This window comes from Sulfurimonas sp. hsl 1-7, assembly GCF_030577135.1.
Taxonomy (GTDB): Bacteria; Campylobacterota; Campylobacteria; order Campylobacterales; family Sulfurimonadaceae; genus Sulfurimonas; species Sulfurimonas microaerophilus.
In genome coordinates, this window is sequence record NZ_JAUIRR010000004.1 from 85149 (window position 1) to 108213 (window position 23065).

General features: G+C 38.1%; 21 protein-coding genes. 4 read left to right on the top strand and 17 right to left on the bottom strand.

The genetic code is table 11. The annotated features are described in order from the left end of the window. Nucleotides 1–2 precede the first annotated feature (2 nt). The 12 genes from QWY88_RS09245 to yajC are packed head-to-tail and all read right to left on the bottom strand — an operon-like array spanning nucleotide 3 to nucleotide 13832. Nucleotides 3–812 carry a TIGR00282 family metallophosphoesterase gene (locus tag QWY88_RS09245; RefSeq protein WP_304546110.1) on the bottom strand — a complete coding sequence of 270 codons (810 nt, stop codon included), beginning with the start codon at nucleotides 810–812 and terminating at the stop codon, nucleotides 3–5. 2 nt (nucleotides 813–814) lie between these two features. Next, the gene (gene mfd, locus QWY88_RS09250) at nucleotides 815–3796 is read right to left on the bottom strand and encodes a transcription-repair coupling factor (protein ID WP_304546111.1); all 2982 of its coding nucleotides are present in this window, start codon (nucleotides 3794–3796) and stop codon (nucleotides 815–817) included. Further along, complete coding sequence (locus QWY88_RS09255) at nucleotides 3780–4151, bottom strand: bactofilin family protein (RefSeq protein ID WP_193113095.1); 372 nt, start codon at nucleotides 4149–4151, stop codon at nucleotides 3780–3782. Before QWY88_RS09255 ends, mfd begins: the two co-directional genes overlap by 17 nt. Beyond that, entirely contained in the window at nucleotides 4067–5008 is a 942-nt protein-coding gene (locus tag QWY88_RS09260) for a M23 family metallopeptidase (RefSeq protein WP_304546112.1), read from the bottom strand. Before QWY88_RS09260 ends, QWY88_RS09255 begins: the two co-directional genes overlap by 85 nt. Next, nucleotides 5001–6146 carry a bifunctional folylpolyglutamate synthase/dihydrofolate synthase gene (locus QWY88_RS09265; RefSeq protein ID WP_369811226.1) on the bottom strand — a complete coding sequence of 382 codons (1146 nt, stop codon included), beginning with the start codon at nucleotides 6144–6146 and terminating at the stop codon, nucleotides 5001–5003. Before QWY88_RS09265 ends, QWY88_RS09260 begins: the two co-directional genes overlap by 8 nt. Beyond that, the gene (locus QWY88_RS09270) at nucleotides 6146–7690 is read right to left on the bottom strand and encodes a GGDEF domain-containing protein (protein ID WP_304546113.1); all 1545 of its coding nucleotides are present in this window, start codon (nucleotides 7688–7690) and stop codon (nucleotides 6146–6148) included. Before QWY88_RS09270 ends, QWY88_RS09265 begins: the two co-directional genes overlap by 1 nt. Nucleotides 7691–7692: 2 nt before the next feature. Continuing rightward, nucleotides 7693–8214 carry a hypothetical protein gene (locus tag QWY88_RS09275; protein WP_304546114.1) on the bottom strand — a complete coding sequence of 174 codons (522 nt, stop codon included), beginning with the start codon at nucleotides 8212–8214 and terminating at the stop codon, nucleotides 7693–7695. Nucleotides 8215–8217: 3 nt separating this feature from the next. Beyond that, entirely contained in the window at nucleotides 8218–10671 is a 2454-nt protein-coding gene (gene leuS / locus QWY88_RS09280) for a leucine--tRNA ligase (protein ID WP_304546115.1), read from the bottom strand. A gap of 11 nt (nucleotides 10672–10682) precedes the next feature. Further along, entirely contained in the window at nucleotides 10683–11021 is a 339-nt protein-coding gene (locus QWY88_RS09285; RefSeq protein ID WP_193113100.1) for a DUF6394 family protein, read from the bottom strand. 16 nt (nucleotides 11022–11037) lie between these two features. Next, complete coding sequence (gene secF / locus QWY88_RS09290; RefSeq protein WP_304546116.1) at nucleotides 11038–12009, bottom strand: protein translocase subunit SecF; 972 nt, start codon at nucleotides 12007–12009, stop codon at nucleotides 11038–11040. A gap of 1 nt (nucleotide 12010) precedes the next feature. Beyond that, nucleotides 12011–13576, bottom strand: coding sequence for a protein translocase subunit SecD (gene secD, locus QWY88_RS09295; RefSeq protein ID WP_304546117.1), 1566 nt, complete (start codon nucleotides 13574–13576; stop codon nucleotides 12011–12013). Then, on the bottom strand, nucleotides 13566–13832 hold the full coding sequence (gene yajC, locus QWY88_RS09300; RefSeq protein WP_304546118.1) for a preprotein translocase subunit YajC: 267 nt from the start codon (nucleotides 13830–13832) through the stop codon (nucleotides 13566–13568). The genes secD and yajC overlap by 11 nt, the downstream gene beginning before the upstream one ends. A gap of 85 nt (nucleotides 13833–13917) precedes the next feature. Between yajC and QWY88_RS09305 the strand changes: the two genes are divergently transcribed. From QWY88_RS09305 to QWY88_RS09315, 3 genes are read left to right on the top strand one after another with little or no spacing between them, the layout of a single operon-like run. Beyond that, nucleotides 13918–15132, top strand: a complete 1215-nt coding sequence (locus QWY88_RS09305) for an apolipoprotein N-acyltransferase (protein WP_304546119.1) — start codon at nucleotides 13918–13920, stop codon at nucleotides 15130–15132. Nucleotides 15133–15186: 54 nt separating this feature from the next. Beyond that, the gene (locus QWY88_RS09310; RefSeq protein ID WP_304546120.1) at nucleotides 15187–17280 is read left to right on the top strand and encodes an RNA degradosome polyphosphate kinase; all 2094 of its coding nucleotides are present in this window, start codon (nucleotides 15187–15189) and stop codon (nucleotides 17278–17280) included. A gap of 3 nt (nucleotides 17281–17283) precedes the next feature. Further along, nucleotides 17284–17817, top strand: coding sequence for a gamma carbonic anhydrase family protein (locus QWY88_RS09315; RefSeq protein ID WP_304546121.1), 534 nt, complete (start codon nucleotides 17284–17286; stop codon nucleotides 17815–17817). On the opposite strand, the gene QWY88_RS09320 is transcribed toward QWY88_RS09315, so the two are convergent. From QWY88_RS09320 to QWY88_RS09330, 3 genes are read right to left on the bottom strand one after another with little or no spacing between them, the layout of a single operon-like run. Beyond that, on the bottom strand, nucleotides 17814–19406 hold the full coding sequence (locus QWY88_RS09320) for a SulP family inorganic anion transporter (protein ID WP_304546122.1): 1593 nt from the start codon (nucleotides 19404–19406) through the stop codon (nucleotides 17814–17816). The two genes, QWY88_RS09315 and QWY88_RS09320, sit on opposite strands and share 4 nt — an antisense overlap. Nucleotides 19407–19409: 3 nt before the next feature. Then, nucleotides 19410–20054, bottom strand: a complete 645-nt coding sequence (locus tag QWY88_RS09325; RefSeq protein WP_304546123.1) for a carbonic anhydrase — start codon at nucleotides 20052–20054, stop codon at nucleotides 19410–19412. A gap of 56 nt (nucleotides 20055–20110) precedes the next feature. Next, nucleotides 20111–20383: a hypothetical protein gene (locus QWY88_RS09330; protein WP_304546124.1), complete on the bottom strand. Its 273-nt coding sequence runs from the start codon at nucleotides 20381–20383 to the stop codon at nucleotides 20111–20113. Nucleotides 20384–20549: 166 nt separating this feature from the next. Between QWY88_RS09330 and QWY88_RS09335 the strand changes: the two genes are divergently transcribed. Next, nucleotides 20550–20690: a hypothetical protein gene (locus tag QWY88_RS09335; RefSeq protein ID WP_304546125.1), complete on the top strand. Its 141-nt coding sequence runs from the start codon at nucleotides 20550–20552 to the stop codon at nucleotides 20688–20690. Between the two features lie 63 nt (nucleotides 20691–20753). Here QWY88_RS09335 and argJ read toward each other — a convergent pair whose 3' ends face one another. Together argJ and QWY88_RS09345 are read right to left on the bottom strand one after the other, a co-directional pair. Next, complete coding sequence (gene argJ, locus QWY88_RS09340) at nucleotides 20754–21932, bottom strand: bifunctional glutamate N-acetyltransferase/amino-acid acetyltransferase ArgJ (RefSeq protein WP_304546126.1); 1179 nt, start codon at nucleotides 21930–21932, stop codon at nucleotides 20754–20756. After that, nucleotides 21925–23055 carry a potassium channel family protein gene (locus tag QWY88_RS09345; protein WP_304546127.1) on the bottom strand — a complete coding sequence of 377 codons (1131 nt, stop codon included), beginning with the start codon at nucleotides 23053–23055 and terminating at the stop codon, nucleotides 21925–21927. Before QWY88_RS09345 ends, argJ begins: the two co-directional genes overlap by 8 nt. Nucleotides 23056–23065: the final 10 nt, after the last annotated feature.

Sequence of the window (23065 nt, forward strand, 5' to 3'; positions counted from 1 at the left end):
CCCTACTCCTCTATCCATGCATCTGTTTTGATCACATTGCCGTTGTCAAAAACTTTCAGTTTGAAAGCCTCTGTACATCTCCCCTCATTTAGATCCATGATCGCAATTTGTAAAATCTTTTTACACTTTTTCGGTATATCGAAATGCCCTTTTAAACCTGTTAAGAACTGCTTTAGAGGTTGTTTTGCATCCATTCCGATCACATTGTCACGACACCCTGTTAATCCCATATCTGTCATATACGCAGTATTGCTTACAATTTGAAAGTCATCACTGCTCACATGAGTATGTGTGCCAATTATACCACTAACTTTCCCTGCAAGCAACATAAGCATCGCTCTTTTTTCACTTGTAGCTTCTGCATGAAAGTCTAGAAAAATATTTTTCACACCTTCATTATGGAGCTCTTCAACTCTCTTTTGTGCACAACGGAAAGCATTATCAACATACGGCATACCATAGTGCCCCATAATATTGAGTACTGCAAGTTTCTCTCCACTTACATCATACACTCCGCATCCTGTCCCTACAACACCTTCTGGGTAGTTATCTGGACGAAGCAGATTATCTTCTTCAAGCAGAGGGAGAATATCTTTTTTATCCCAGGTATGGTTTCCGCCCGTCATAACATCTACACCGTAAGAGAATAACTCTCCGCAATTTTTAGTCGTAAGTCCAAACCCGTGTGAAGCGTTCTCATAGTTTGCAATTACAAAATCAACACCGTATTCCTCTTTAATTTTGGGCAGGTGTTTTTGAATCATCTCTCGCCCCGGACGTCCGATGATATCTCCGATAAATGCTATTTTCATTTCTATAATACCTTTGGTTTATTGTTTCTTAGATAAAAGAGTGTCGCTTTAATTATGTCATCATCATCTTTAGAATCAGACTTGATCGTCTCTTTAGAATCGTTCAAATACGTAAATGTAATGTTTTGCCCATAGTTTGAGATAGTTTTGATCTTTTTCTCTAAGGCTAAAAGTTTAATAACCATCAACTCTATAAACTGTTTTGTAGGGATATCCAACTCTCCAAATCTATCTATGAGCTCCTCTTCGATCTCATAAATCTCAACAGCCTCTTCACACTGCGACAAACGTCTGTAGATATCAAGACGAAGTCTATCTTCTTGAACGATATCTTCTGATAGATATGCAGAGATTGCAAGTTTGATATCCACTTTCATTTTCTTATCGTCAACTGTATTACTCAGCTCCTTGATCGCATCTTCCAACATTCTAAGATACAGAGAGTATCCGATATTTTTAATGTGTCCGCTTTGTGCATCACCCACTAAGTTTCCGCCACCGCGTATCTCTAAATCGTGGTGAGCCAGAACTGAACCGCTTCCCAAGAACGAGTTAGACTCCAGTGCTAAAAGACGTTTTTTTGCTTCATCTGTCAGGTTCTCTTTGTTCTCTACGATAAAGTAAGCAAACCCTTCGATATGTCCACGTCCTACACGTCCGCGAAGCTGATGCAGATCTGCTATACCGAAACGATCGGCACCGTCAACAATGATAGTGTTTACTCTAGGCATATGGATACCACTTTCAATGATCGAAGTGGCGATCATCATATCGTACTCACCCGCTTCAAATTTAAGCAGCTCTTTTTCAGTCTGGGCTGCCGAGATTTTTGAGTGCAACATTAAGACTCTAAGATCAGGTAATATCGCTTTGATCTCACCCATCTTAATAGGCATATGATCAATCGAGTTGTGTACATAAAATACTTGCCCGCCGCGGCGAAGCTCACGCAGGATCACCTCTTTGATCAGCTTCTCATCATACTCTTTTACAAAGGTACGTACCCCTTGACGCTCACTAGGCGGTGTTAAAAGCTGACTCATAGTCTTGATCGAGCTTAGTGCTTGGTTAAGTGACCTCGGAATCGGAGTTGCCGACATAGAGAGCATATGAACATTATGGTACAACTCTTTTATCTTCTCTTTTTGTTTTACACCGAACTTGTGTTCCTCATCTACGATCACCACACCCAGGTTTTTAAACTCTAAACCAAAGAGTGCATGTGTTCCTACAACACAGTCAAGGTCACCGTTAGCAAGCGCTTTGATAATGTTGTTCTTATCTTTTGTAGATACAAAACGGTCAAGCTTTGCGTAACGGATTCCAAGATCATGGAAACGCTCATCCAAACTTCTAAAGTGTTGCGAAGAGAGCAGCGTTGTCGGAACGATAAAAGCAGACTGAAATCCAGACTTGTATGCAGCAAAGATAGTATTGAGCGCTACTTCCGTTTTTCCAAAACCGACATCCCCGCTTAAAAGTCTGTCCATAATTTTGCCGCTCGACATCTGTGAGATGATCTCGTTGATCGATTGTGTTTGATCATCCGTATAGTCAAACCCGCTGAGTGCTTGAAACTCTTTTAACGTTTTTTGCTCAACTGAGATTTTCGGTGCTTTGATAAGCGCACGAGCTGCAGCAATATTTACAATCTGCCCTGCAATCTCTAGTAGGCGTTTACGAACTTTCTCTTTGAGTTTTCCGAAACTTCCTTTACCGAGACGATCAAGAACCGGTACACCCCCGCCGCTTGCAATGTAGCGGTCAATGTAATCCAAGTTCTCAACAGGTAAAAGGATCTTGTCATCACCCACATATTTGATGACGACAAAATCTTTTACACCGCCGAGGATTTCGGCTTGTTCGATCTTTTCAAAGATACCCACACCGTACTCTTCATGAACGACATAGTCACCCGCTTTAAGATCGTCAAGCAGGATTGAGCTTTTACGGCGTCGGCGTTTTTTATCCGGTTTATTAAGAGATATTACCACCTCATCGGGTGTAATAACATTTAAGATATACGGTGCTTCAACGATGTTTATATTTGTAGTGTCGTAAATACCCGCTTGCTTTATCGTCGCAGTATTTGCGGCAATAATTGTGATCTTTTTATCTTTATGTACTTTTAGAAGTTGTGCTACATCGGCAACTACCAACTCTTTAATATCATCATTCTCTTCTAAGAGCTCTAACTCAAAACATGCTCTGGAGATAGTCGGATTGTTGATCCCGTAGGCATCTTTAAGCAGATCATCTAAATTACGGGAGAGTTTTACTTTTTTATTCTCCAAAAAGTTCTCGGCCATATCATCCAAATGCCAAAAACCAAGAGAAGCAATATCACGGGAGAGTGCATCGTATTCGCTGTTTTCAATCTTCTCGTTTAACTCATTATATCTCTGTTCATCAAGTGCAAAGAAAGCACTGCTTACCTCTATAGAGTCTAACTCTTCCCCCATAGTTCTTTGGGTATCTAGGTCAAACTCTTTTATCTGCTCTATTTCAACATCAAAAAGGGAAATCCTGATTGGATTACTTGTAGATGGTATGAATATATCGAGGATATCTCCACGATGAGAGATCTCCCCTTCAACCTGAACCATATCTACATAGGTATACCCCCAATGCAGCATAGTCTCTTTAAATGAACTTAGATCTATCTCAGCGCCAAACTCAAGTGTTAAAGAGTCGAGGTATTGCGCTTTAGGAAGCTCAAAAAGTAAAGTTTTAAGTGGAGAGATAACAAGAGGCTTTTTTTTCGCACTGTGATAGAGTCGCAGCTTGTTTAAAAGCTCTTGTAACTCCTCTTTGTAAGAGCGCAGATCATCACCACGCGAGGCACGAAAGTCCGGTAATACCAAAACATCTTGATTAAAGAACTTTGCTACGCTTTCTAGCTCATGTGATTCTTTAAGATCTTCACAGAGTAAAACTTCTAAATCACCTTTAGAAGTTTTAAAGTAGTTATATAGTTGCGTCATTTTTTATGATCGAGTTACCTTCAAAAATTCCCTTAGCTTCAATCACTAATTCACTTGATTTGATCTCACCGCTTACATGTCCTGCAGCTTTAATCTCAACTCTTTGTGCATCGATTGTGCCTTCAACAAACCCTTGAACAACTAGTCTCTCTGTAACTATTTCACCTTTTATGTGACCGTTTTTCCCAACATTTACTTCTTTTGTTGAGTTTATGTTACCTTCTAATATACCATCTATGTAGAGGTTGCAAGAGAGTTCTAACTCCCCTTTTATTTTTGCACCAGTTGTGATGATGGTTGTGTTAGAATCGGTTGATATGTTATCCGGGACGTCGCTGTTATTAAAGATTGCCATGGAACTTTTTTCTCCTTATCAAAAATTTCGTTATAGTTTTTTTGTGTCCATTTTATAAAATAATATGGATTTAAAACTCTGTGTATAAAACGTATCTCGTAATGTAGATGGGGACCGTTACTCATACCTGAGTTACCAGTATAGCCGATTAACTGCCCTTTTTTTACAAATTGACCGGATTTTATCACAATTTTATTTAAATGTCCGAAGTAAGACTTAAATCCGTACACATGTTCAAGTATGATAAGATTTCCGTATCCGCTGCTTTTGTGCATTCCGGCCCACTCTACAACTCCGTCTGCAGTTGCATATATAGCAGTATTCATAGGTGCTTTTAGATCAGTCCCCCTGTGGAACTCTTGTCTGTTTAGAGTCGGGTGGATTCTATAACCATACTTACTCGTAATCCCTTTGTACTCAATCGGTGAGCCGCTAGGGAGAAGATTTAAAAGTGTCAAACGTTGTGATGAGCTGAGTTTTGCCAAACTTACACGCTCTTCCAAACTCTCTTCATTGATTGGTTTAAGACCTATCATCTGCTCAATCTCAGTAAGGGAATCAGACAGCTCTTCCAGCTCCTGCTTTTTCACCAATAACGACTTTTGCGTCTCTTGCATACTAGATAAAAGTTTCGAATTTTGCCCTTCTAACTCTTGATATGCCTTTTCTATTCCATCTTTTTTCATCTGCATCGAATCAACAGCATCATTTAAATATAAGATTGTAGCTACTGCAATCATTGCCAATGTCAGTAAAAAAATCGCTGCATAATACAACGCTTTTTTTACAAACTTATGTAGATTGAATTGTCGTACACCGTTATCGTCATGGATCGTTATGGTAAAATGTTTATTCACGATACACCTTTAAAAATGCCTCCACTACACTAAATGAACCAAATACAAGATATGAACGTTCACTCTCAAGTGTTTCAAATTTTTTATATGGGATTGTAAAAGTTTTTAAGACAGCTTCTATTTTCTCTTTTTCTTCGATTCTTTGGTCATCTACATCGATGATCAAAACCTCATTTATTATAGGCTTTAAAATCTCTAAAATTTTCTTGTAATCTTTATCTTTGTAGCTATTATACACTAAAGTATATTTTGAACCTTTTAAACTTTTTGCAATAGATTCCGCAGCTAACGCATTATGTCCTACATCAACCAAGATATTATCCGCTAAGCGTGTCAGCCTTCCAAAAAGTTTTGCGTTTTTAAAGTGCTTTACATCATACTCGACACCCAACTCTTTTAACGCAGCGATACTTAGTGACAGATTGTCAACAAGATATGGAGCCAGAGTGTTTTCATCAGCTATTAGAGCAATTTTTTCTTTATCTTCCTGCCCAATATACTCTTCAACTTTTTTCACCTCAAAGCAGTTCTCATATGCGAGTTCATCTGCAACATCGTACACCTCAGGATGTTTCTGTTTTGCCAAAATAGCTTTTGTCTGTACAGCTTGTAGTTTCGTTGTAGCGATAGAGTTTATAGTATCTCCCAAAAAGGCTTCATGGTCTTTGTCTATAGGTGTCACAAGTGTTAAGATATTTGGAAATACAGCCGTAGCATCATGCTCACCCCCAAGACCCGCTTCAAGAACCAGATACTCACAATCTGATGCAGCTAAAAGTGCAAGAAACGTCGTATATTCAAAATAACTCAGGTTATCTATAAACTCTTTGTCCAGAAGTTTTTGGAGCTTTATGTGAAGTGAATCTAAATACTCGTCACTGATATCTTGCCCGTTAATCCAGATACGTTCATTAAACTTTAAAATATGGGGAGAGGTGTAATGAAGTACATTTTTACCGCTCTTATATAAAGCAGTAGCTAAAAAACGTCCTGTTGTCCCTTTGCCGTTTGTACCTATTAGATGTATTATCTTGGGAATTTTTATCTGCTCTTTTATGGACTCATAAGCACGCGGCATACGCGTGTAGTCTATCTCTGTATAATAAAGCGGCTTTGATTCTAAAAACTGTTGTAACACTATTTTTTTGACTCCACTCTATCTCGTCCGTTTTTCTTAGCAAGATAGAGAAACTTATCTGCATCATTGATCGTATCTTTTAAAGAGACATAATCTTTTCTCTCCGCTGCACCGGCACTCACCGTTACATCTATACGCTCACCCTTGTACATAAACTTTGAACGCTCAACATGTTCACGTACTTTATTGGCAAAGATTACACTCCCCTCTAGATCAGTATCACCTAAGATAGCCATAAACTCTTCACCGCCGTAACGCCCTATGATATCTACGTTTCTACACTCTTTTTTGAGTATTTTTCCAAATGCGCCAAGTACTGCATCACCAGCTTCATGCCCAAAGTTATCGTTTACCTGTTTAAAGTGGTCAAGGTCAAACATTACAATACTGAAATTTCTCTCATACCTTTTAAACTCACCCTCTTTAAGCTCCAAGAACTCATCTAAAGCCCGTTTATTATAGAGTTTTGTTAAATAATCCTCTTTCGATTCTTTTTTTACATCTTCAAGTTCTTGTTCAAGCTCTTTTATCTTTACACTCATCAAGTTCACATCTTTATTGTGTGATTTGAGATCATTACTCAGTGCAGCCGTATTTTTCTCTAAAGCAACAGCAATGGTAAAAAGTTTTTTATGTGCGAGTGTAAAGTTGGTAATCGACTTTTCATTGTAAGACTCTAACTCTTTTTTAATCGATTGAATCTCTACGTTGGAGTTGTCCGATTTCTCTATCATGTCGATTAAACGGATAGAGAGTTTATCCAGTACTCCGTCAATTGACTCGATCATCTCTTTCACACTTTTTTTATCAAGCGAAATTCTTAGAGCGATTGCAGATTTGATCTCCGCTGCGATATCATTATTTTCTAAAAGTGCAGGATTATTTCTGATCCTGTTACTAAGTCCAGCTATCGTTTCATTAACACTTGAAGCGATAGAGGGGACGAATGATGCAACGAGAAATTTAGAAATTTTTTCCAAATCAACTTCATTATCTTTTATGCTGACATCTAGCTCTTTTAAACTCTCAATAGATTTTTTCAGATCTGTAGTATCAAGTTCTCCGAGATATTTTAGTTTTTGTAAAAAAGTATCGTCATAAGTTGTGATAAAGTTCACCCAACGTTGTCTGTAGTTATCAAGCTGTTCAGGTTTTGGAGCGTTTTCCATCATATCGATTGTTTTACGTGCCAGTTCGGCAGCTTCTTTATTGTGTAAAACCTCAATAACTTGTAAAATTCTTTTTGTCAGGTGTATTTGTGCTTCTAAAGTGTCTGAACATAAACTCTGGTTCGTTCGATTTAGCTTAGAGACTAGAAATCTTACAAACTCATGCATCGTATTGATACGATAATTTTGAAGATCTTTTTGCAGTTCCTTATTAAGCATCTCTTTATATCTTGTAAGGTGATGACAATCTTCAATACTCATATTTGCTATTTTTGCTTCTTTACAAAAAGCCTCAGCATAAAAATCCGGAGTAAGTAACTTACCTTCAGATTTTAAACGCTTAATCGTGTTGTTTATGATTGTTTGTATCGTCATGACTACTCCCTACTTTTACGAGATCCCTCTGCGGAAACTTTTGCAATAAAGCCGTTAATAGCTTTTGATGCACTCAATTTAATGGCGTTAAATCTCTCTTGGTCCGTAATGATTGCATTTGGTTCAACGCTAAAGTCATATGTACCGTGTGAAGAGTATGTTTTTCTTTGATTTTGAGTCTCTCTTGTTATAAAGAGTTTGACAGTTGCGCGATAAGCAATAACATAACCGTCACTGTTGTACTGAATCGGAGTGTATGTAGGTGCAGACATTCTGATATCTAAATGGGAATCGGCATACTTTCTATCGACTAAAGATGCATGAAACACTGAAACTATAGCAGCATCTACGGCATCTTTAATAACCACGGTATTTTCCGGATCTACCATTGAGATCTGTACACTCGTAGAGATTTTCTCTCCCGTAACACTGCGGGAGAATTTTGAGCTAGGTTTGTATCCACAACTATTAAAGCCCAGAACCAACAGCGCTAATACACTCAAATAGAGCAGATACTTTCTCAAACCCTAACCTTTTATTACAATATTAACAAGCTTGTTAGGAACAACGATCTCTTTTACGATCTCTTTATCCTCAAGCCATTTAGCAACTACCTCTTTCGCAGCTACCAGTATATCTTCTTTAGTTGCATCTTTTGCAACTTCAATCTCTCCACGGTTTTTACCGTTTACAGATACACCTAAAGTGATAGAGTCTTCAACAAATACCTCTTCAAGTATTGTTTGTTTGTTCAGGTTTTTAAGTCCGAAATATTTCTCACTTAACTCCCAACAAGTGTGAGGGATTACAGGCTCTAAAATAGATGTAAAGATCCAGTAAGCTTCAGTCCAAACATCAGAGTTTTCTTGTGCGTTAAGTGCATTCATAGCTTCCATAACACCTGCAATCATAGTGTTGAAAGTATATCTTTCGTTATATACGTCTTCTGAACGTTGAAGTGCTTCATACACTTTTTTACGAGCAAATTTTTCCTCTTTAGAAAGAGTTGCGTGATCGATTGACGGAATAGTATCAGTCGCTACTACATTTACAGATCTTTCAAAGAAACGTTTGATAAATCTAAATGCACCCTCAACACCGCTGTCATTCCACTCCAACTCTTGTGTCGGCGGAGCTGCGAACAGGATGAAAAGTCTTGCAGTATCTGCACCGTATTTTGCGATCAGCTCATCAGGATCTACAGTGTTACCTTTAGATTTTGACATCTTCGCACCGTCTTTAAGAACCATCCCTTGAGTAAGAAGTCTGTCAAAAGGTTCATCAAAATCGACATATCCAAGGTCACGGAATACTTTTGTAAAAAATCTTGCATATAAAAGGTGTAAAATAGCGTGCTCGATACCACCGATGTAGTGATCTACTCCCATCCAGTACTTGATCTGCTCTGCCGAGAATGCTTCATCCTCCCAATTTAACTCTGATGCACAGAAACGTAAGAAGTACCAGCTAGACTCAACGAAAGTATCCATCGTATCTGTTTCGCGAACTGCGTCTTTTCCACATTTTGGACATTTACAGTGTTTCCAGGTTGGATGCTTTTCAAGTGGGTTACCCTCACCCGTGATCTCAACATCTTCAGGAAGTGCTACAGGAAGGTTAGCTTTGTCTTCCATAACAAGGCCGCAATCATCACAGTGGATGAATGGAATCGGAGCACCCCAGTAGCGCTGACGTGAAACACCCCAGTCTTTTAACTTGTAGTTTGTTGTCTTTTTACCGATATTTTTTGCTTCAAAATGCTCAATGATTTTTGTCTGAGACTCTTTTGAATTCATACCGTCAAACTCTGCAGAGTTAAACAGCTCACCCACTTCAGTGAATGCTTTTTTATCAAGCTCTAATTCACCCTCAAAAGGCTTAATTACAGGATTGATTTCAAGATCGTATTTTGTAGCAAACTCGTAGTCGCGATCATCGTGAGCAGGTACTGCCATTACCGCACCTGAACCGTAATCCATTAAAACAAAGTTTGCAATCCATACAGGAATTTTCTTTCCTGTTAACGGATGGATTACGTTTAGGTCTAATGAAAGACCCGCTTTCTCTTTTTGTCTGTCGATGTTTGAAGCATTGATCATCTCTTCGATCGCAGCAATTTTCTCATCGCTTAAAAGTTTGTTCTCGATCATATATGAAACGATTTTATGCTCAGGAGCAAGAGCTGTGTAGCTTACACCGTAGATAGTATCTGGACGAGTTGTAAAAACATCAAAGCTCTCAAAGTTACCGTCTAGTTTTGCTTTTGAATCCTCGTCGAAGAAAAGGTCAAATGCTAAACCGTTAGATTTTCCGATCCAGTTTTCCTGCATAGTAAGCACTTGTTTCGGCCAACCGCCTTCAAGTTTTTTGAGATCTTTTAAAAGCTCATCTGCATAAGCCGTGATCTTAAAGTAGTACTGGTTCATATCTTTTTTAACGATCGGAGTATCACATCTCCAACAACAACCATCAACTACCTGCTCGTTTGCAAGAACAGTTTGGTCATGCGGACACCAATTAAGCATCCCTTTTTCACGGTATAGTAAACCTTTTTCGTACATATCGATAATGAACGCTTGTTCAAACTTCGTATAAAGCTCATCTGAAGTTGCAAGTTCACGTTTTTTAGAAAATGAAAAACCGAGTGAATAAAACTCGTTTTTCATATAATCAATATTATCATACGTCCAAGTTTTCGGATTTGCATTGTTTTTAATTGCAGCATTTTCAGCCGGCATACCGAAACTGTCAAATCCGATTGGGTGAAGAACATTTTTACCTTGCTGTCTATGATATCTAGCAAAAGCATCACTAATTGAGTAGTTTCTTACGTGCCCCATATGAAGTCTTCCACTAGGGAACGGGAACATCGAAAGAATATATTTTTTCTCTTTCGTAAAATCTTCACTCGGCTCGAAACTATTGTTCTCTCTCCAATAGTTTTGCCATTTTTGCTCAATACTTTTAGCGTTGTATTCCAATTAAAATTCTCCTAATATTCTTCGTGTGTTTTGGAACTCTCAATATACACAAGTCCCATAGAAAATACATTTGCTATTAATGCACCGATTGCAAGTGCTATAGCCCATGTGTCATCACCAACAATTACTAAAAATATAAATGCCGGTATAAGGTGTAAGTCAGCTACTAATGAAGATGCAAGAAGCTCTGCAGAAAGTAGATTTCTAACTCCGATTTTTAAAATTGTTGAAACAAGATTTAAACTTGCTGCAATAAACAGTGAAACTGCAGTATTCTCATATAAGAACCCTGCAATTGACGTTAAACTCATTAACGAAAAAAATACGTATACTACTTTACCCCAATCCATCTCTCAAATCTCCTTTTTACATTACACCAGATTCAAACTGCTCACGCATTCTGTTTTTCTCAGCTTCTCTTTTTGCTTTTTGCGCCAACTTCTCATGATAGTTTTGAACGCTAAATCCAAACCACATCAATACCGGAGAAGCAACAAAGATAGATGAGTATGTACCTACAATTATACCTACTAATAACGTAAATGCAAATGGGTGAATAATCTCACCGCCAAATAAGAAAAGAGTAAGTACAACAAAGAAAGTCGTAAGTGATGTTAATGTTGTACGTGCCAATGTTCTTGTAACAGATTCATTAATGATCTCTGCAAGAACAGTTTTCTTACTTGTTTCTATCCCTTCACGAATACGGTCAAATACAATGATAGTATCGTTGAGCGAGTATCCAAGAAGTGTCAGAAGTGCTGCTAAAACGTCAAGGTTTACATCGATTCCCGACAAACTCACAGCTCCCAGAGCGATAGAGACATCATGAATAAGTGCAAAGATAGAAGCAACCGCAAAACGCCACTCAAATCTAAATGCTACATAAACAAGGATCCCGGCAATAGCAAGAAGCATCGCCATGACCCCTTTTTCTCTTAGTTCATTTCCAACTTTAGGTCCAACAATGTCAACACGACGAACTTCAAAGTTTCCAGTCCCTTTTAGAGCTTCGCGAGTAAGGTCACCGATATCAGTTGTCACACTTCCCGTTGTAGTTTTCAGGCGGATTACAACCTCATCTGGTGAACCAAACTCCGTAATAGAAGCATTAGCAAACACCTCATTGCCTTCAAGCTTTTGACGCATATCATCAATAGGTGCTGTTGTGTCGTATTTTACCTGTACAATTGTACCGCCGGCAAAATCAACACCGTAATTTAACCCTTTTGTAGCAAGAAGTGCATACGAAGCTAAAATTAATACTATTGAGATAATTGCGGCAATTTTTGATTTGCCCATAAAGTTAAATGGTCTTGTATATTTAAAAAATTCCATATTATGCCTTTATCCCAAACCAAAACTTATAGTTTTTGCTTTTCATCATTTTACTCTCTAACATCTGATAGATTCCGTGCGTACCTAAAATAGCAGTAAGCATAGAAGCTAAAATACCGATACTCATAGTAATTGCAAAACCTTTTATAGCACCCGTTCCGTATGCATATAAAACAACCGAAGCGATAAGCGTCGTGATGTTTGCATCTAAGATAGCACTCATAGCGTTTGCATAACCCTCTTCTATCGCTTTGTGCATAGATTTACCCTCACGGATAAGTTCACGGATACGCTCAGAGATAATAACGTTGGCATCAACCGCCATACCGACAGTTAAAACGATACCAGCCATACCAGGAAGTGTCAATGTCGCACCAAAGAGACTCATTACCGCTAAAAGCAAAAAGAGGTTTGCAATAAGTGCAATATTTGCAATAACACCTGCCCCACGGTAGTAAACAACCATAAATACAATTACTAAAACGAAACCGCCGATAAGAGCTACCATAGAAGCTTTAATAGAATCAGCTCCCAGGCTTGGTCCAACTGAACGTTTCTCCATTAGGTAGATCGGAGCAAGCAATGCACCACTTCTTAAAGCGATCGCCAAATCTTTTGCTTCAACTACAGTGTAGTTTCCTGAAATTTGTCCTGAACCGCCGCCGATTCTCTCATTAATGTTTGGAGCCGAGTACACTTTACCGTCAAGTACGATAGCTAAACGTTTTCCTACACTTTTACCTGTAAAGTCACCGAAAATCTCTGCACCCTCAGCATTGAGCTTGAAGTTAATTACAGGACGGTTGTTTTGATCAAATCCTACATTTGCATTTGTAAGCATTCCGCCGTCTAAGATAGGAATCTCGCGAACAAGATACTTCACGCCCGGATTTTTTGCATCTTCTAAGATAACATCACCGTAAGCTGCCGCATCTGCTGCACTCATATTGTAAACACGAGCTGCTCTGTCTTCATCAACAGCCATTAACTCTAGTTTTGCAGCACGGCTAATAAGTTCACGAGCACGTTGCTCTTCCTCTTGCGTTTTAATACCTGCTAGTTCAACTAAGATCTTCTCTTCACCCTGTTTTGCAACAACAGGCTCAGATAAACCAAACTGGTCAAGTCTGTTTCTGATAGTCTCAATAGCTTGATCGATTGCAAGTTGTTTTGTTTTTGCAATCTCTTCAGGAGAAAGAGTTACTGAGACAATTTGATTGTTTAAAGATACTACTGCACCATCTATCTCTTTTAGGTACTCTTGTATTTTTGCGATCTCATCACTATCTAAAACTTCAAATTTAATACCACTTTCATCAAAAGTAAGTCCATCTATTAAGATGTCATTACGTTCACTGAAATGTTTAATGCTTGCTGTTATAGATTTTATACGAGATTTTGTAGCTTCTTCTGTTTTTACGCCAAGAAGCATATGAAGACCACCTTGAAGATCAAGACCTAGTGTGATTTTTTTCCCACCTTCAGTTTGAAGCAGTGACGGGACAGAAAAAACTATCCCGAAAATTATTGCTAAAGCGAAGATTACGATACGATAATTAAGCTTCATCCTCATACTTCTTTGCAATAGAGTCTTTTGTGATTTTTACAACTGTGTCTTTATTCATCTCAACACTGAAAAAGTTTTCTTCAACTTTTTGAACAACTACGATAAAACCGCCGTTAGTGATAACTTTGTCACCTTTTTTTAATGACTCGATCATATCTTTTTTAGCTTTCGCTTCTTTTTGTTGTGGACGAATAATCACAAAGTACATAATTGCGATTAGAAATACAAACGGTAATAATTGAGAGATTAATTCCATACCTTCAAGTTCCTTATTTAAATAAAATTGGGAGATTATACAAAAACAATACTAATATCTGAGTAAAATTGTGTAAAATTTCAGTATGAACAAACGAACAAAAGATATTTTATTTGGTTTAACGAGTGCTCTTTTTTTTAGTACATTTATTTACTTAAGTGATTTTGGCCTAGAAAATAAACTTTTAAACACCTTTCTCGGTTTAATTGCAATAGGGAGTATTTTATATATTCCAAAACGCTCCGTCTTGGTTGCCGGTTTTACCATAGGGATACTTTGGTTTTACTGGATAGGGTACAGTTTTGAGTATCAGGGTGTAGGGTTTATGACTCCTTTAATCACTTTTGGATTTGGCCTGCTCTATCTTCTGCTCTTTTTACCTATGTACTTTACAAACAACCCTTTTATTCGCGGGGCAATTCTGTTTGGTCTTAGTTTTCTTGAACCGTTTGACTGGAACTGGTTTAAACCGGAACTCCTTTTTATCGACAGTTTTATCGGTGTTTATAAATACCAGTTTGCTATTGTATTAGTTTCTCTGGCCTCTGCACTTTATGCCTATAAACACTATCCAAAATACAAGTACTACCCTCTTTTAGCATTAGTATTCGCCGTTAATTTCGGATATCCTCCGCAAAAAGATATTCCGCTCAATGTAAAACTTGTTCAAACAGATGTGAAGCAGGAAGATAAATGGCAGCAGGAGAATCTCTATCCAACCGTTGATATGATCTTTAATGAGATCATCCAAGCCAAACGCGAGGGGTATGAAATTGTAGTACTTCCGGAATCTGTATTTCCCCTTTTTATGAATAAAAGCCCAAGACTCCTAAAACAACTACAAAAGTTCTCAAATGAGATTACGATTATAGCCGGTGCTCTTTTAGTTGAAGACGGCAAACACTACAATGTAACATATATGTTTGATCAAGGGAAGTATGTCGTTGCCAAAAAAATTGTACTGGTACCTTTTGGGGAGTATATACCCCTTCCATCTTTTATGAAAAAGTTTGTAAACGATACATTTTTTCAAGGGGCAAGTGATTTTGTAACAGCTGATAAACCAACCGACTTTACGATCAATAAAACGAAGATAAGAAATGCGATCTGCTATGAAGCGACTTGCGATGTACTTTATCAAGGGGATATCGATTTCATGGTAGCGATAAGTAACAATGCCTGGTTCACACCTTCGATAGAACCGACACTCCAGCGCCTGCTTATGAAGTATTATGCACGTAAATACGGCGTTACTATTTACCACGCTGCCAACTATAAAGGAAGCGGTGTAATAAAATAAAAATGTAACTTAAGATATAATACATAAAAACTATACTTAATAGGGCTAGGTTGTATGTTAAACTTAAAAAATCCAAATTTTTATAATAACCGCGAACTTTCGTGGTTACAATTCAATACAAGAGTTCTCAAACAAGCACAAGATGAAAGCTTACCGCTTCTAGAGCGTTTAAAGTTTCTTGCTATCTACGGAACAAATTTAGATGAATTTTATATGATCCGTGTAGCGGGGCTAAAAAAGCTTTTCTCTGCCGGTATTATCGTTTCAGGCGCTGACAGACTTACACCGCTACAGCAGCTAAGAGAGATCAGAGCCTATCTTCACCAAGAGCAGCAGGTTGTAGAGCACTGTAGAACTGAGATCTTTAAAAAACTCGAACATGAAGGTGTTAGTGTTAAAAACTACAACGAGCTTAACAATCAGGACAAGCATAAGGTAAATCAGTACTTTAAAGAAAATATCTATCCTGTTATTATCCCTATTGCCGTTGATGCGACACACCCATTCCCGCACCTAAACAACCTGAGTTTCGGTTTGATCGTAAAACTTCAAGATACGGAAAACTTAAGTATTGAACGTTTCGGAATTGTAAGGGTTCCTCGTGTTTTAAACAGATATGTAGAACTTGGCAACGGTATATATGTACCGATAGAGAGTGCAGTTGAACAACATATCGATGAGCTTTTCCCGGGATATAAGCTAATGAAATATGCATCATTCCGTGTTACAAGAAATGCCGATATCGAGATCGAAGAGGAGGAAGCTGACGACTTTATGGAGATCCTTGAAGAGGGTCTAAAACTTCGTAGAAAAGGGGAGATGGTACGTTTAGAGGTTGGAAGTAATGCAGACAGCGAGATCATTAACTTCTTTAACCGTCATGCAAATATCTACAAAGATGATATCTATACGTTTCATACAGACCTAAACCTTTCAAGTCTTTGGCAGATTGTTGGCAATAAAGATTATGCACACCTGTTATCACCATCATTTAAACCGAAAAACTTACCGCCGTTAGACGGAAATGAAAATATCTTCGGAGTTCTCGATAAACAAGATATCTTTATGTACCATCCGTACGAAAGTTTTGAGCCGATTGTAAGACTGATCCAAACTGCTGCAAAAGATCCTGATGTTGTATCGATCAAGATGACACTTTACCGTTCAGGACAAAATTCACCGATCGTAAAAGCTTTGATGGACGCAAGTGAAAGCGGAAAACAGGTAACGGTTATGGTTGAGCTAAAAGCACGTTTCGATGAAGAAAACAACCTTATCTGGGCAAAAGCATTAGAGAAATCGGGTGCACACGTTATCTACGGTATTAAAGGGTTAAAAGTTCATGCAAAAGCTGCTCTTGTAACACGTAGAATCAACGGCAGACTAAAACAATATGCTCACTTGGGAACAGGAAATTACAACCCTTCAACTGCAAAGATATACACAGATTTTAGCTATATGACATGTAAGGATGTAGTGACTAATGATCTTACACGCTTTTTCCACTTCCTGACAGGATTCAGTAAAAAAGGAAAACTTAACGAGCTCTATATGGCTCCAGCACAGATTAAGCCTAAGATCCTTTCACTTATCCACAATGAAACACGTCAGGGTGAAAACGGACGTATCATTGCAAAAATCAACTCGCTTGTTGATGATGATGTGATCCGTGCACTCTATAAAGCAAGTCAAGCGGGTGTAAAAATCGACTTAATAGTTCGTGGAATCTGTTGTCTAAAACCTGGAATCGAAGGTGTAAGTGAGAACATTCGCGTAATCTCGATACTTGGAAAATACCTCGAACATGCACGTACATTTTACTTTAAAAACGATGCTTCGCAAGTGTATATCTCAAGTGCCGACTGGATGCCTAGAAACCTGGTAAGACGTATAGAACTTTTAACAGCGGTTAAAGATGAGCATGCAAAGAAAAAAATCATTCAGATCTTAAACCTTCAATGCTCAGACAACGTTCTGGCTCATGAGCTTCAAAGCGATGGTACATATACAAAAGTTAAAGGGGATGAACGCTCGATCAATAGCCATAAACTCTTAGAAGAGTATGTAAACAAGATCACTAAAGCGACAAGAAAAGAATCATCAACAAACATTCAACATTTGGTTGAAAGATTATTTATAGAGAGTTAAAAAATGCTACATAAATTTAAAGACTATGAACCAAAGATAGGTGAAAAAACATGGATCGCACCTTCAGCTGACGTGATCGGAGATGTTGAAATAGGTGAAGATTGTTCTGTATGGTTTGGAACGGTAATAAGAGGTGATGTTCATTACATCAAAATCGGTGACAGAACAAGTGTTCAGGACTGTTCTATGATCCACGTTACACACCACAAAGGTAACGATAGACATAAGGAAGGTGACGGAAGTCCTACAATTATAGGAAACGATGTGACTATCGGGCACCGTGTAATGCTTCACGGCTGTACGATCGAAGATGCATGTCTGATCGGAATGAGTGCGACAATACTCGATAATGCCATGATCGCTAAAGAGAGCATCGTAGGTGCAGGAAGTCTTGTGACTAAAGGGAAAAAATTCCCGCCGAGAAGTCTCATTATGGGAAGTCCTGCAAAAGTTGTACGTGAACTTACAGATGAAGAGGTAGCCGAGCTTTACGCATCGGCTAAACGCTACGTTTCTTTTAAAAACGATTACAACTAGATTTTTACAGCCTTACTAAATGCTGTAAAATCGTCATAAAGATGTTCTTTTGACACAAGGTTAGGGATAAGTTTAACTTTTTCAAACATATCTTTAGGTTGCGTTTGCATCCCTAAGAAATAAACCTCTATCCCTTTTTGTCTAAGAGAAATTATAGTCTCCTCCATCACATAGAGTCCGCTTTGGTCAATGTATGGCACATCAAACATATTAAATACAACTGCTTCCACTTCCGGCATCTCACGTACGATCTCTTTAAAACCGAATGTAAAACCGAAAAATATAGGTCCTTCAAAGTGTTGCATATATACTTTTTTGCCCACTTCATCACCGCTTGGAGCATGTAGTTTACCTTTTGCATTTACATGTGCATTTTCACTCATCTGCTTCATAAACCAGAGTGAGGCCATTACCATCCCCGCAGCAACTGCTTGAAGCAAGTCTACCAATACAGTTAAAAGTAATACGACAACCATAATAAAAGCATCTGAACGAGGGATATAGCGAATATCTTTTAACCCTTTATAGTCAATGATCCCTATCCCTACCGTTATTAAAATCCCGGCTAAAACACTTAATGGGATAACTTTTGCATATACTCCCGCACCCACTAAAACAACAAGGAGTAATATACCGTGAATCATTCCTGAAAGCTTTGATTTCCCTCCGGAGTTAATGTTTACAACCGTTCGCATTGTAGCACCAGCCCCTGGTAAACCACCAATTAGTCCTGCAACGGAGTTTCCTATCCCCTGCCCTATCAACTCTTTGTTTGACTGATGCTGTGTTTTTGTCATATTATCAGCTACAACCGATGTCAGTAAAGAATCAATCGCTCCAAGAGCCGCTAAAGTGATTGCAGAAACAACTATGAGCATTGGATCATGCCAGTTTGTCGGTACCAGTGCATCGAGATGTAAACTTGGTAAACCTGTTGGGATATCTCCAATTACAGGTACATCTAGTTTTAAGAAGTATGCCACTAAAGTAAAAACTATCAGTGCTACCAAAGTTGAAGGCACTGCCTTTGTGACTTTTGGAAAAAGATAAATCGTAGCAATCGTTCCAAGTGCTAAAAACACTGCTGATGGGTTAAAATCAAATAGAGCAACATCCAAAGAACCAAGCGTATCTATAATCCCTTTTGGTGAAGTCAAACCTACAAACGGAAAAATCTGTAAGATGATAATAATCACCCCGATACCACTCATAAATCCTGAAATCACAGGATACGGCATATACTTTATATATGTTCCGATTCTTATCAGCCCCATCCCGATTTGTAGTAAACCTGAGAGTATAAATGTCGCTAAGATTGATGGTAGTGCTGCTTCAAGTGTTCCAAAGTATGCAATCTGCGCACTAATAACCGTTGCAGCTACAACAGTCATAGGACCAGTTGGTCCGCTGATCTGTGTTTTTGTTCCGCCAAAAAGTGCTGCAAAAATTCCTAGTGCGATTGCTCCGTAAAGTCCCGCAATTGCTCCCATCCCTGAACCCACACCAAAGGCAAGAGCTAAGGGAAGTGCAACAACTGCAGCCGTCATACCGCCAAAGAAGTCCCCTTTTATATTTCTAATACTTAACATGGTTTACTTCTCTTTTAATAATGATATAAATTCGTGAGCATCAGGATCGTAGTATTCTATCTCTCCTGTTGCAATATCATACATCCAGCCATGGATATGGATCTGATCATTTGCAACCGCTTCTTTTACATACGGGTACGTTAAAAGATTCTCTATCTGCGATATCACTGAAATTTTCTCAGTTAAGCGTAATAACTCCTGTTGGGAAGCATCTTTTCCAAGAGCAAGTTTTGCAAGTGCTTTTGGCTTCTGGCCAAGTGTCAACCATTTTTTTGTGTGGATAAACTTTTTATCTTCAAGGTCCGTATACAAAGATGCTATCGCTCCACAATGTGTATGGCCGCAAATAATGATCTCAGATACCTCCAGTGCTGTTACTGCGTACTCAATACCTGCTGCCGTTGAGTGAAAATCTTCATCAGGCTTATATGGGGCTACAAAATTACCCACGTTTCTAAGGACAAAAAGCTCCCCAGGATCTGTTTGAGTAATAAGGTTTGGGATCACGCGTGAATCTGCACACCCGATAAATAGTGCTTTAGGGTGCTGTCCATTTTGTGCTAAATCTAAAAGTTCTTCTGAGTGTTTTTTAAAATAACTATTGACAAATATTTCATTGCCCTCTAATAGTCCACTTTTTTCTATCATTGTATATTCCTTGATTTGTGTTGTTGTAAAAATTAAAAATTTGAAAAGTAAGAATATTAAACGATAGGTGGTCTTAGGTGAGGTGTATCAAGAAAATCTTGATAGAGGTCAAGCTGTGGATGATTTAGGCATTGCTGATTTTCAAAAGAGATTTTATAGTTTTCTTTTGTACATTTAATGTCATCTCTATCATCACTTGTTTCAAACTCTTGCGATTTTTCGCACTCTTGTACAGATACTACAGTGTGTTCAGTTGTCACTTCCGAGAAGTCTACAGAACTGAAAGTAACAGTAGTAATAAAAACAAAAATTAAAAGCAAAAATTTCATGGAGTAATTCTATCTCTAAATGGTAAATGGATGCTTATAATTTAAATAAGCTATGTATATAAAGAAAACTATAAAAACAGCACACTCTTTTTCCTATAAGCAACTTTTATAATTACCTAAGTTATCTTGAACTATCATATATGTAACATTACTCAAAGGGGATAGTATGATAGATAAGAAAAAAGTGAAAAAATTCCTTAGAAAAGAATTGAAAAACCTGCTCAAAAAAGAGCTTAAACAAGATGTTAAAAAGAACATTAAAGACTACAAGAAAAAAGAGAAAGTAGAGAAGAAGTCTAAAAAATAATAATGCGACATAAGTGCATTAGTGAGAGAGGAATAACTTGACTCCTCTACTCATAAATTAGAATTACGTTCTGTAATCCGCGTTAATTTTAACGTACTCATATCCGAGATCACATCCAAATGCCGTAAACTCGCCTGAGCCTAATCCAAGATCACAAGAGATTGTAAACTCAGCTTTTTTCATCACTTCGGCTGCAACTTTTTCAAGTTCTGCATTAAAGTAAAGTTTTCCTTTTTCATAAACACATACATCATCAAAAGAGATAGTTAGCGTTTCCTCTTTTGCTTCTGCTCCACTTGCACCGACAGTTGAAGCGATACGTCCCCAGTTTGGATCTTCACCGTAGAGTGCTGTTTTTACAAGTAAAGAGTTAGAAAGTGCTTTTGCTACAATTTCAGCTTCACGGTCATCTTTTGCACCAGTTACTTTGTAAGTTACCAGTTTTGTAGCACCCTCACCGTCTTTTACCATCTGTTTTGCCATAAACTCCATGATCTGATGAAGAGCATCTTCAAAAGCTTCCTCATCGTAAGCACCGCTTTTAGAGTTAGAAAGCAGCATTACAGTATCGTTTGTCGAAGTATCACCGTCAACAGAAGCCGCATTAAAAGTAGTTACAACTACACGGTCAAGTATCTTTTGCATCGTAGCATTTGAAACATCTGCATCTGTTGTTATAAAACATAACATTGTAGCCATAGCAGGGTTAATCATCCCTGCCCCTTTTGCCATAGCACCGATATTAAACGAACTGCCGTCACGTAATGTCACTTGAAATGCAATCTCTTTTTTAAAGCTGTCCGTTGTCATAATAGCTTGTGCAGCACTTGTCGGATTTTTTTGTGAAAGGTCAAACTGTGCTAAACCGTTGATAAGCTTCTCTTTTGGTAATCTTACACCGATAACACCTGTTGAACTCATTACAGGGTTTACAGCTTCAGCAGGTAGATGTGAAAGTACTTCTTCAATATCCTCAATACCTGCATCACCAGTCATAGCATTGGCATTTTTCGAGTTAATAAGTACAAAGTTTGTTTTAAAATCACCCTTTGCCTTAAAATGCTTGATCGGTGCGGCTGCCATCTTGTTTGTTGTAAAAGTCGATGCAATTTCACACATCGTATCTGCATAAATAAATGCCATATCTTTTGCATTGTTTGCTTTTAGACCGGCACTAATACCATCTGCATAAAAACCGTTAGCGGCACAAACACCGCCATCTATCTTCTCTAATTTATACAAACTTCAGCTCCTTAGGCTTCAATCTCTTTTTTAATATATCTCTGGTAATTTTAATACCAGTTTGTGTTCCAATTACTAAAAGTTTACATTCGCTTGTAACAAGAACGTCACCTTTTGGCATTGCAACAAATTTCCCGTCTTTTTTCGTAATCCCTACAACAGAAGTGTTAGCAATCTCTCTAATGTGTGTCTCTTTGAGTTTTTTTAGGACTGCCCAAGAGTATTTTGGAACCTCAATCTCTTGCATATCGATCGGGTTGTCTGTTTTATATAAAAACTCTTCTAAAAGATTTTCCATATCAGGACGAGCAGCCATTGCAGAAACCCTTTGTGCAGTAAGTTTTGTAGGACTTACAACCGTGTCTGAACCCAGTTTTTTAAGCTTTTCTACATCACTCATAGATTCAGCCGCAGAGATCACATAATACGGACGAGGTAAAAAGTGCTCTTTTTCAAACAACCTTACAGATGCAATTAGAGCAATATTGTCCGCGATAGAATCTGATAGTGTGATCATACCTTTAGCAGAAGCTAAATGCGCTTTTAACATCGATAATTCTGCATGCGGTTCAGCCTGCAAGAAATGGGGATATTTATACTCTACTGCCCATTCATGAATTTCCGGTCTTGGGTCTATTACTACAAACGGTATATGATTCTTACGTAACTGTTTTGTTACTTCGATCGTATAATCGTTATGATAACACACAACAAAATGTTTCTTCAATCTTGCGATTTTATACAACATTCTTCGCTCCTTGAGTATAGCTACTATATGCCCCTTATTTAGTTCTGAGACTAAAATACCAATTGCACTTGAAAATACCGCAAATCCTGCAATGATCAGATTGATTGTAAAAATTCTACCTGCATCAGATATAGGACGGATCTCTCCAAAACCTACTGTGGTAAATGTAACAGCTGTTTGATATATCGCATCAATGATTGGAAAATCATCTATAAGTACGTAACCTATAGTTCCGATCAACATCACTACTACGGTTAAAATTAGGGGTAAACGAAATGCTTTTAAGTGGGGGTAAACTTCAGGAAGAAGTTTTGAGTCGGGTTTGGGAGCGATCTCCCAATTTAGGAATTTACGAATCCTTTCTAAAAGATTCAAGCTAGATTCC

Excerpts from the sequence above, each read along its gene's own strand:
- QWY88_RS09245 (WP_304546110.1), bottom strand. The coding sequence starts at position 812 with ATGAAAATAGCATTTATCGGAGATATCATCGGACGTCCGGGGCGAGAG.
- QWY88_RS09325 (WP_304546123.1), bottom strand. The coding sequence starts at position 20,054 with ATGATAGAAAAAAGTGGACTATTAGAGGGCAATGAAATATTTGTCAAT.
- secD (WP_304546117.1), bottom strand. The coding sequence starts at position 13,576 with ATGAAGCTTAATTATCGTATCGTAATCTTCGCTTTAGCAATAATTTTC.
- QWY88_RS09320 (WP_304546122.1), bottom strand. The coding sequence starts at position 19,406 with ATGTTAAGTATTAGAAATATAAAAGGGGACTTCTTTGGCGGTATGACG.
- QWY88_RS09310 (WP_304546120.1), top strand. The coding sequence starts at position 15,187 with ATGTTAAACTTAAAAAATCCAAATTTTTATAATAACCGCGAACTTTCG.
- QWY88_RS09305 (WP_304546119.1), top strand. The coding sequence starts at position 13,918 with ATGAACAAACGAACAAAAGATATTTTATTTGGTTTAACGAGTGCTCTT.
- QWY88_RS09270 (WP_304546113.1), bottom strand. The coding sequence starts at position 7,690 with ATGACGATACAAACAATCATAAACAACACGATTAAGCGTTTAAAATCT.
- QWY88_RS09330 (WP_304546124.1), bottom strand. The coding sequence starts at position 20,383 with ATGAAATTTTTGCTTTTAATTTTTGTTTTTATTACTACTGTTACTTTC.
- mfd (WP_304546111.1), bottom strand. The coding sequence starts at position 3,796 with ATGACGCAACTATATAACTACTTTAAAACTTCTAAAGGTGATTTAGAA.
- QWY88_RS09255 (WP_193113095.1), bottom strand. The coding sequence starts at position 4,151 with ATGGCAATCTTTAATAACAGCGACGTCCCGGATAACATATCAACCGAT.
- QWY88_RS09285 (WP_193113100.1), bottom strand. The coding sequence starts at position 11,021 with ATGGATTGGGGTAAAGTAGTATACGTATTTTTTTCGTTAATGAGTTTA.
- yajC (WP_304546118.1), bottom strand. The coding sequence starts at position 13,832 with ATGGAATTAATCTCTCAATTATTACCGTTTGTATTTCTAATCGCAATT.
- secF (WP_304546116.1), bottom strand. The coding sequence starts at position 12,009 with ATGGAATTTTTTAAATATACAAGACCATTTAACTTTATGGGCAAATCA.
- QWY88_RS09335 (WP_304546125.1), top strand. The coding sequence starts at position 20,550 with ATGATAGATAAGAAAAAAGTGAAAAAATTCCTTAGAAAAGAATTGAAA.
- QWY88_RS09315 (WP_304546121.1), top strand. The coding sequence starts at position 17,284 with ATGCTACATAAATTTAAAGACTATGAACCAAAGATAGGTGAAAAAACA.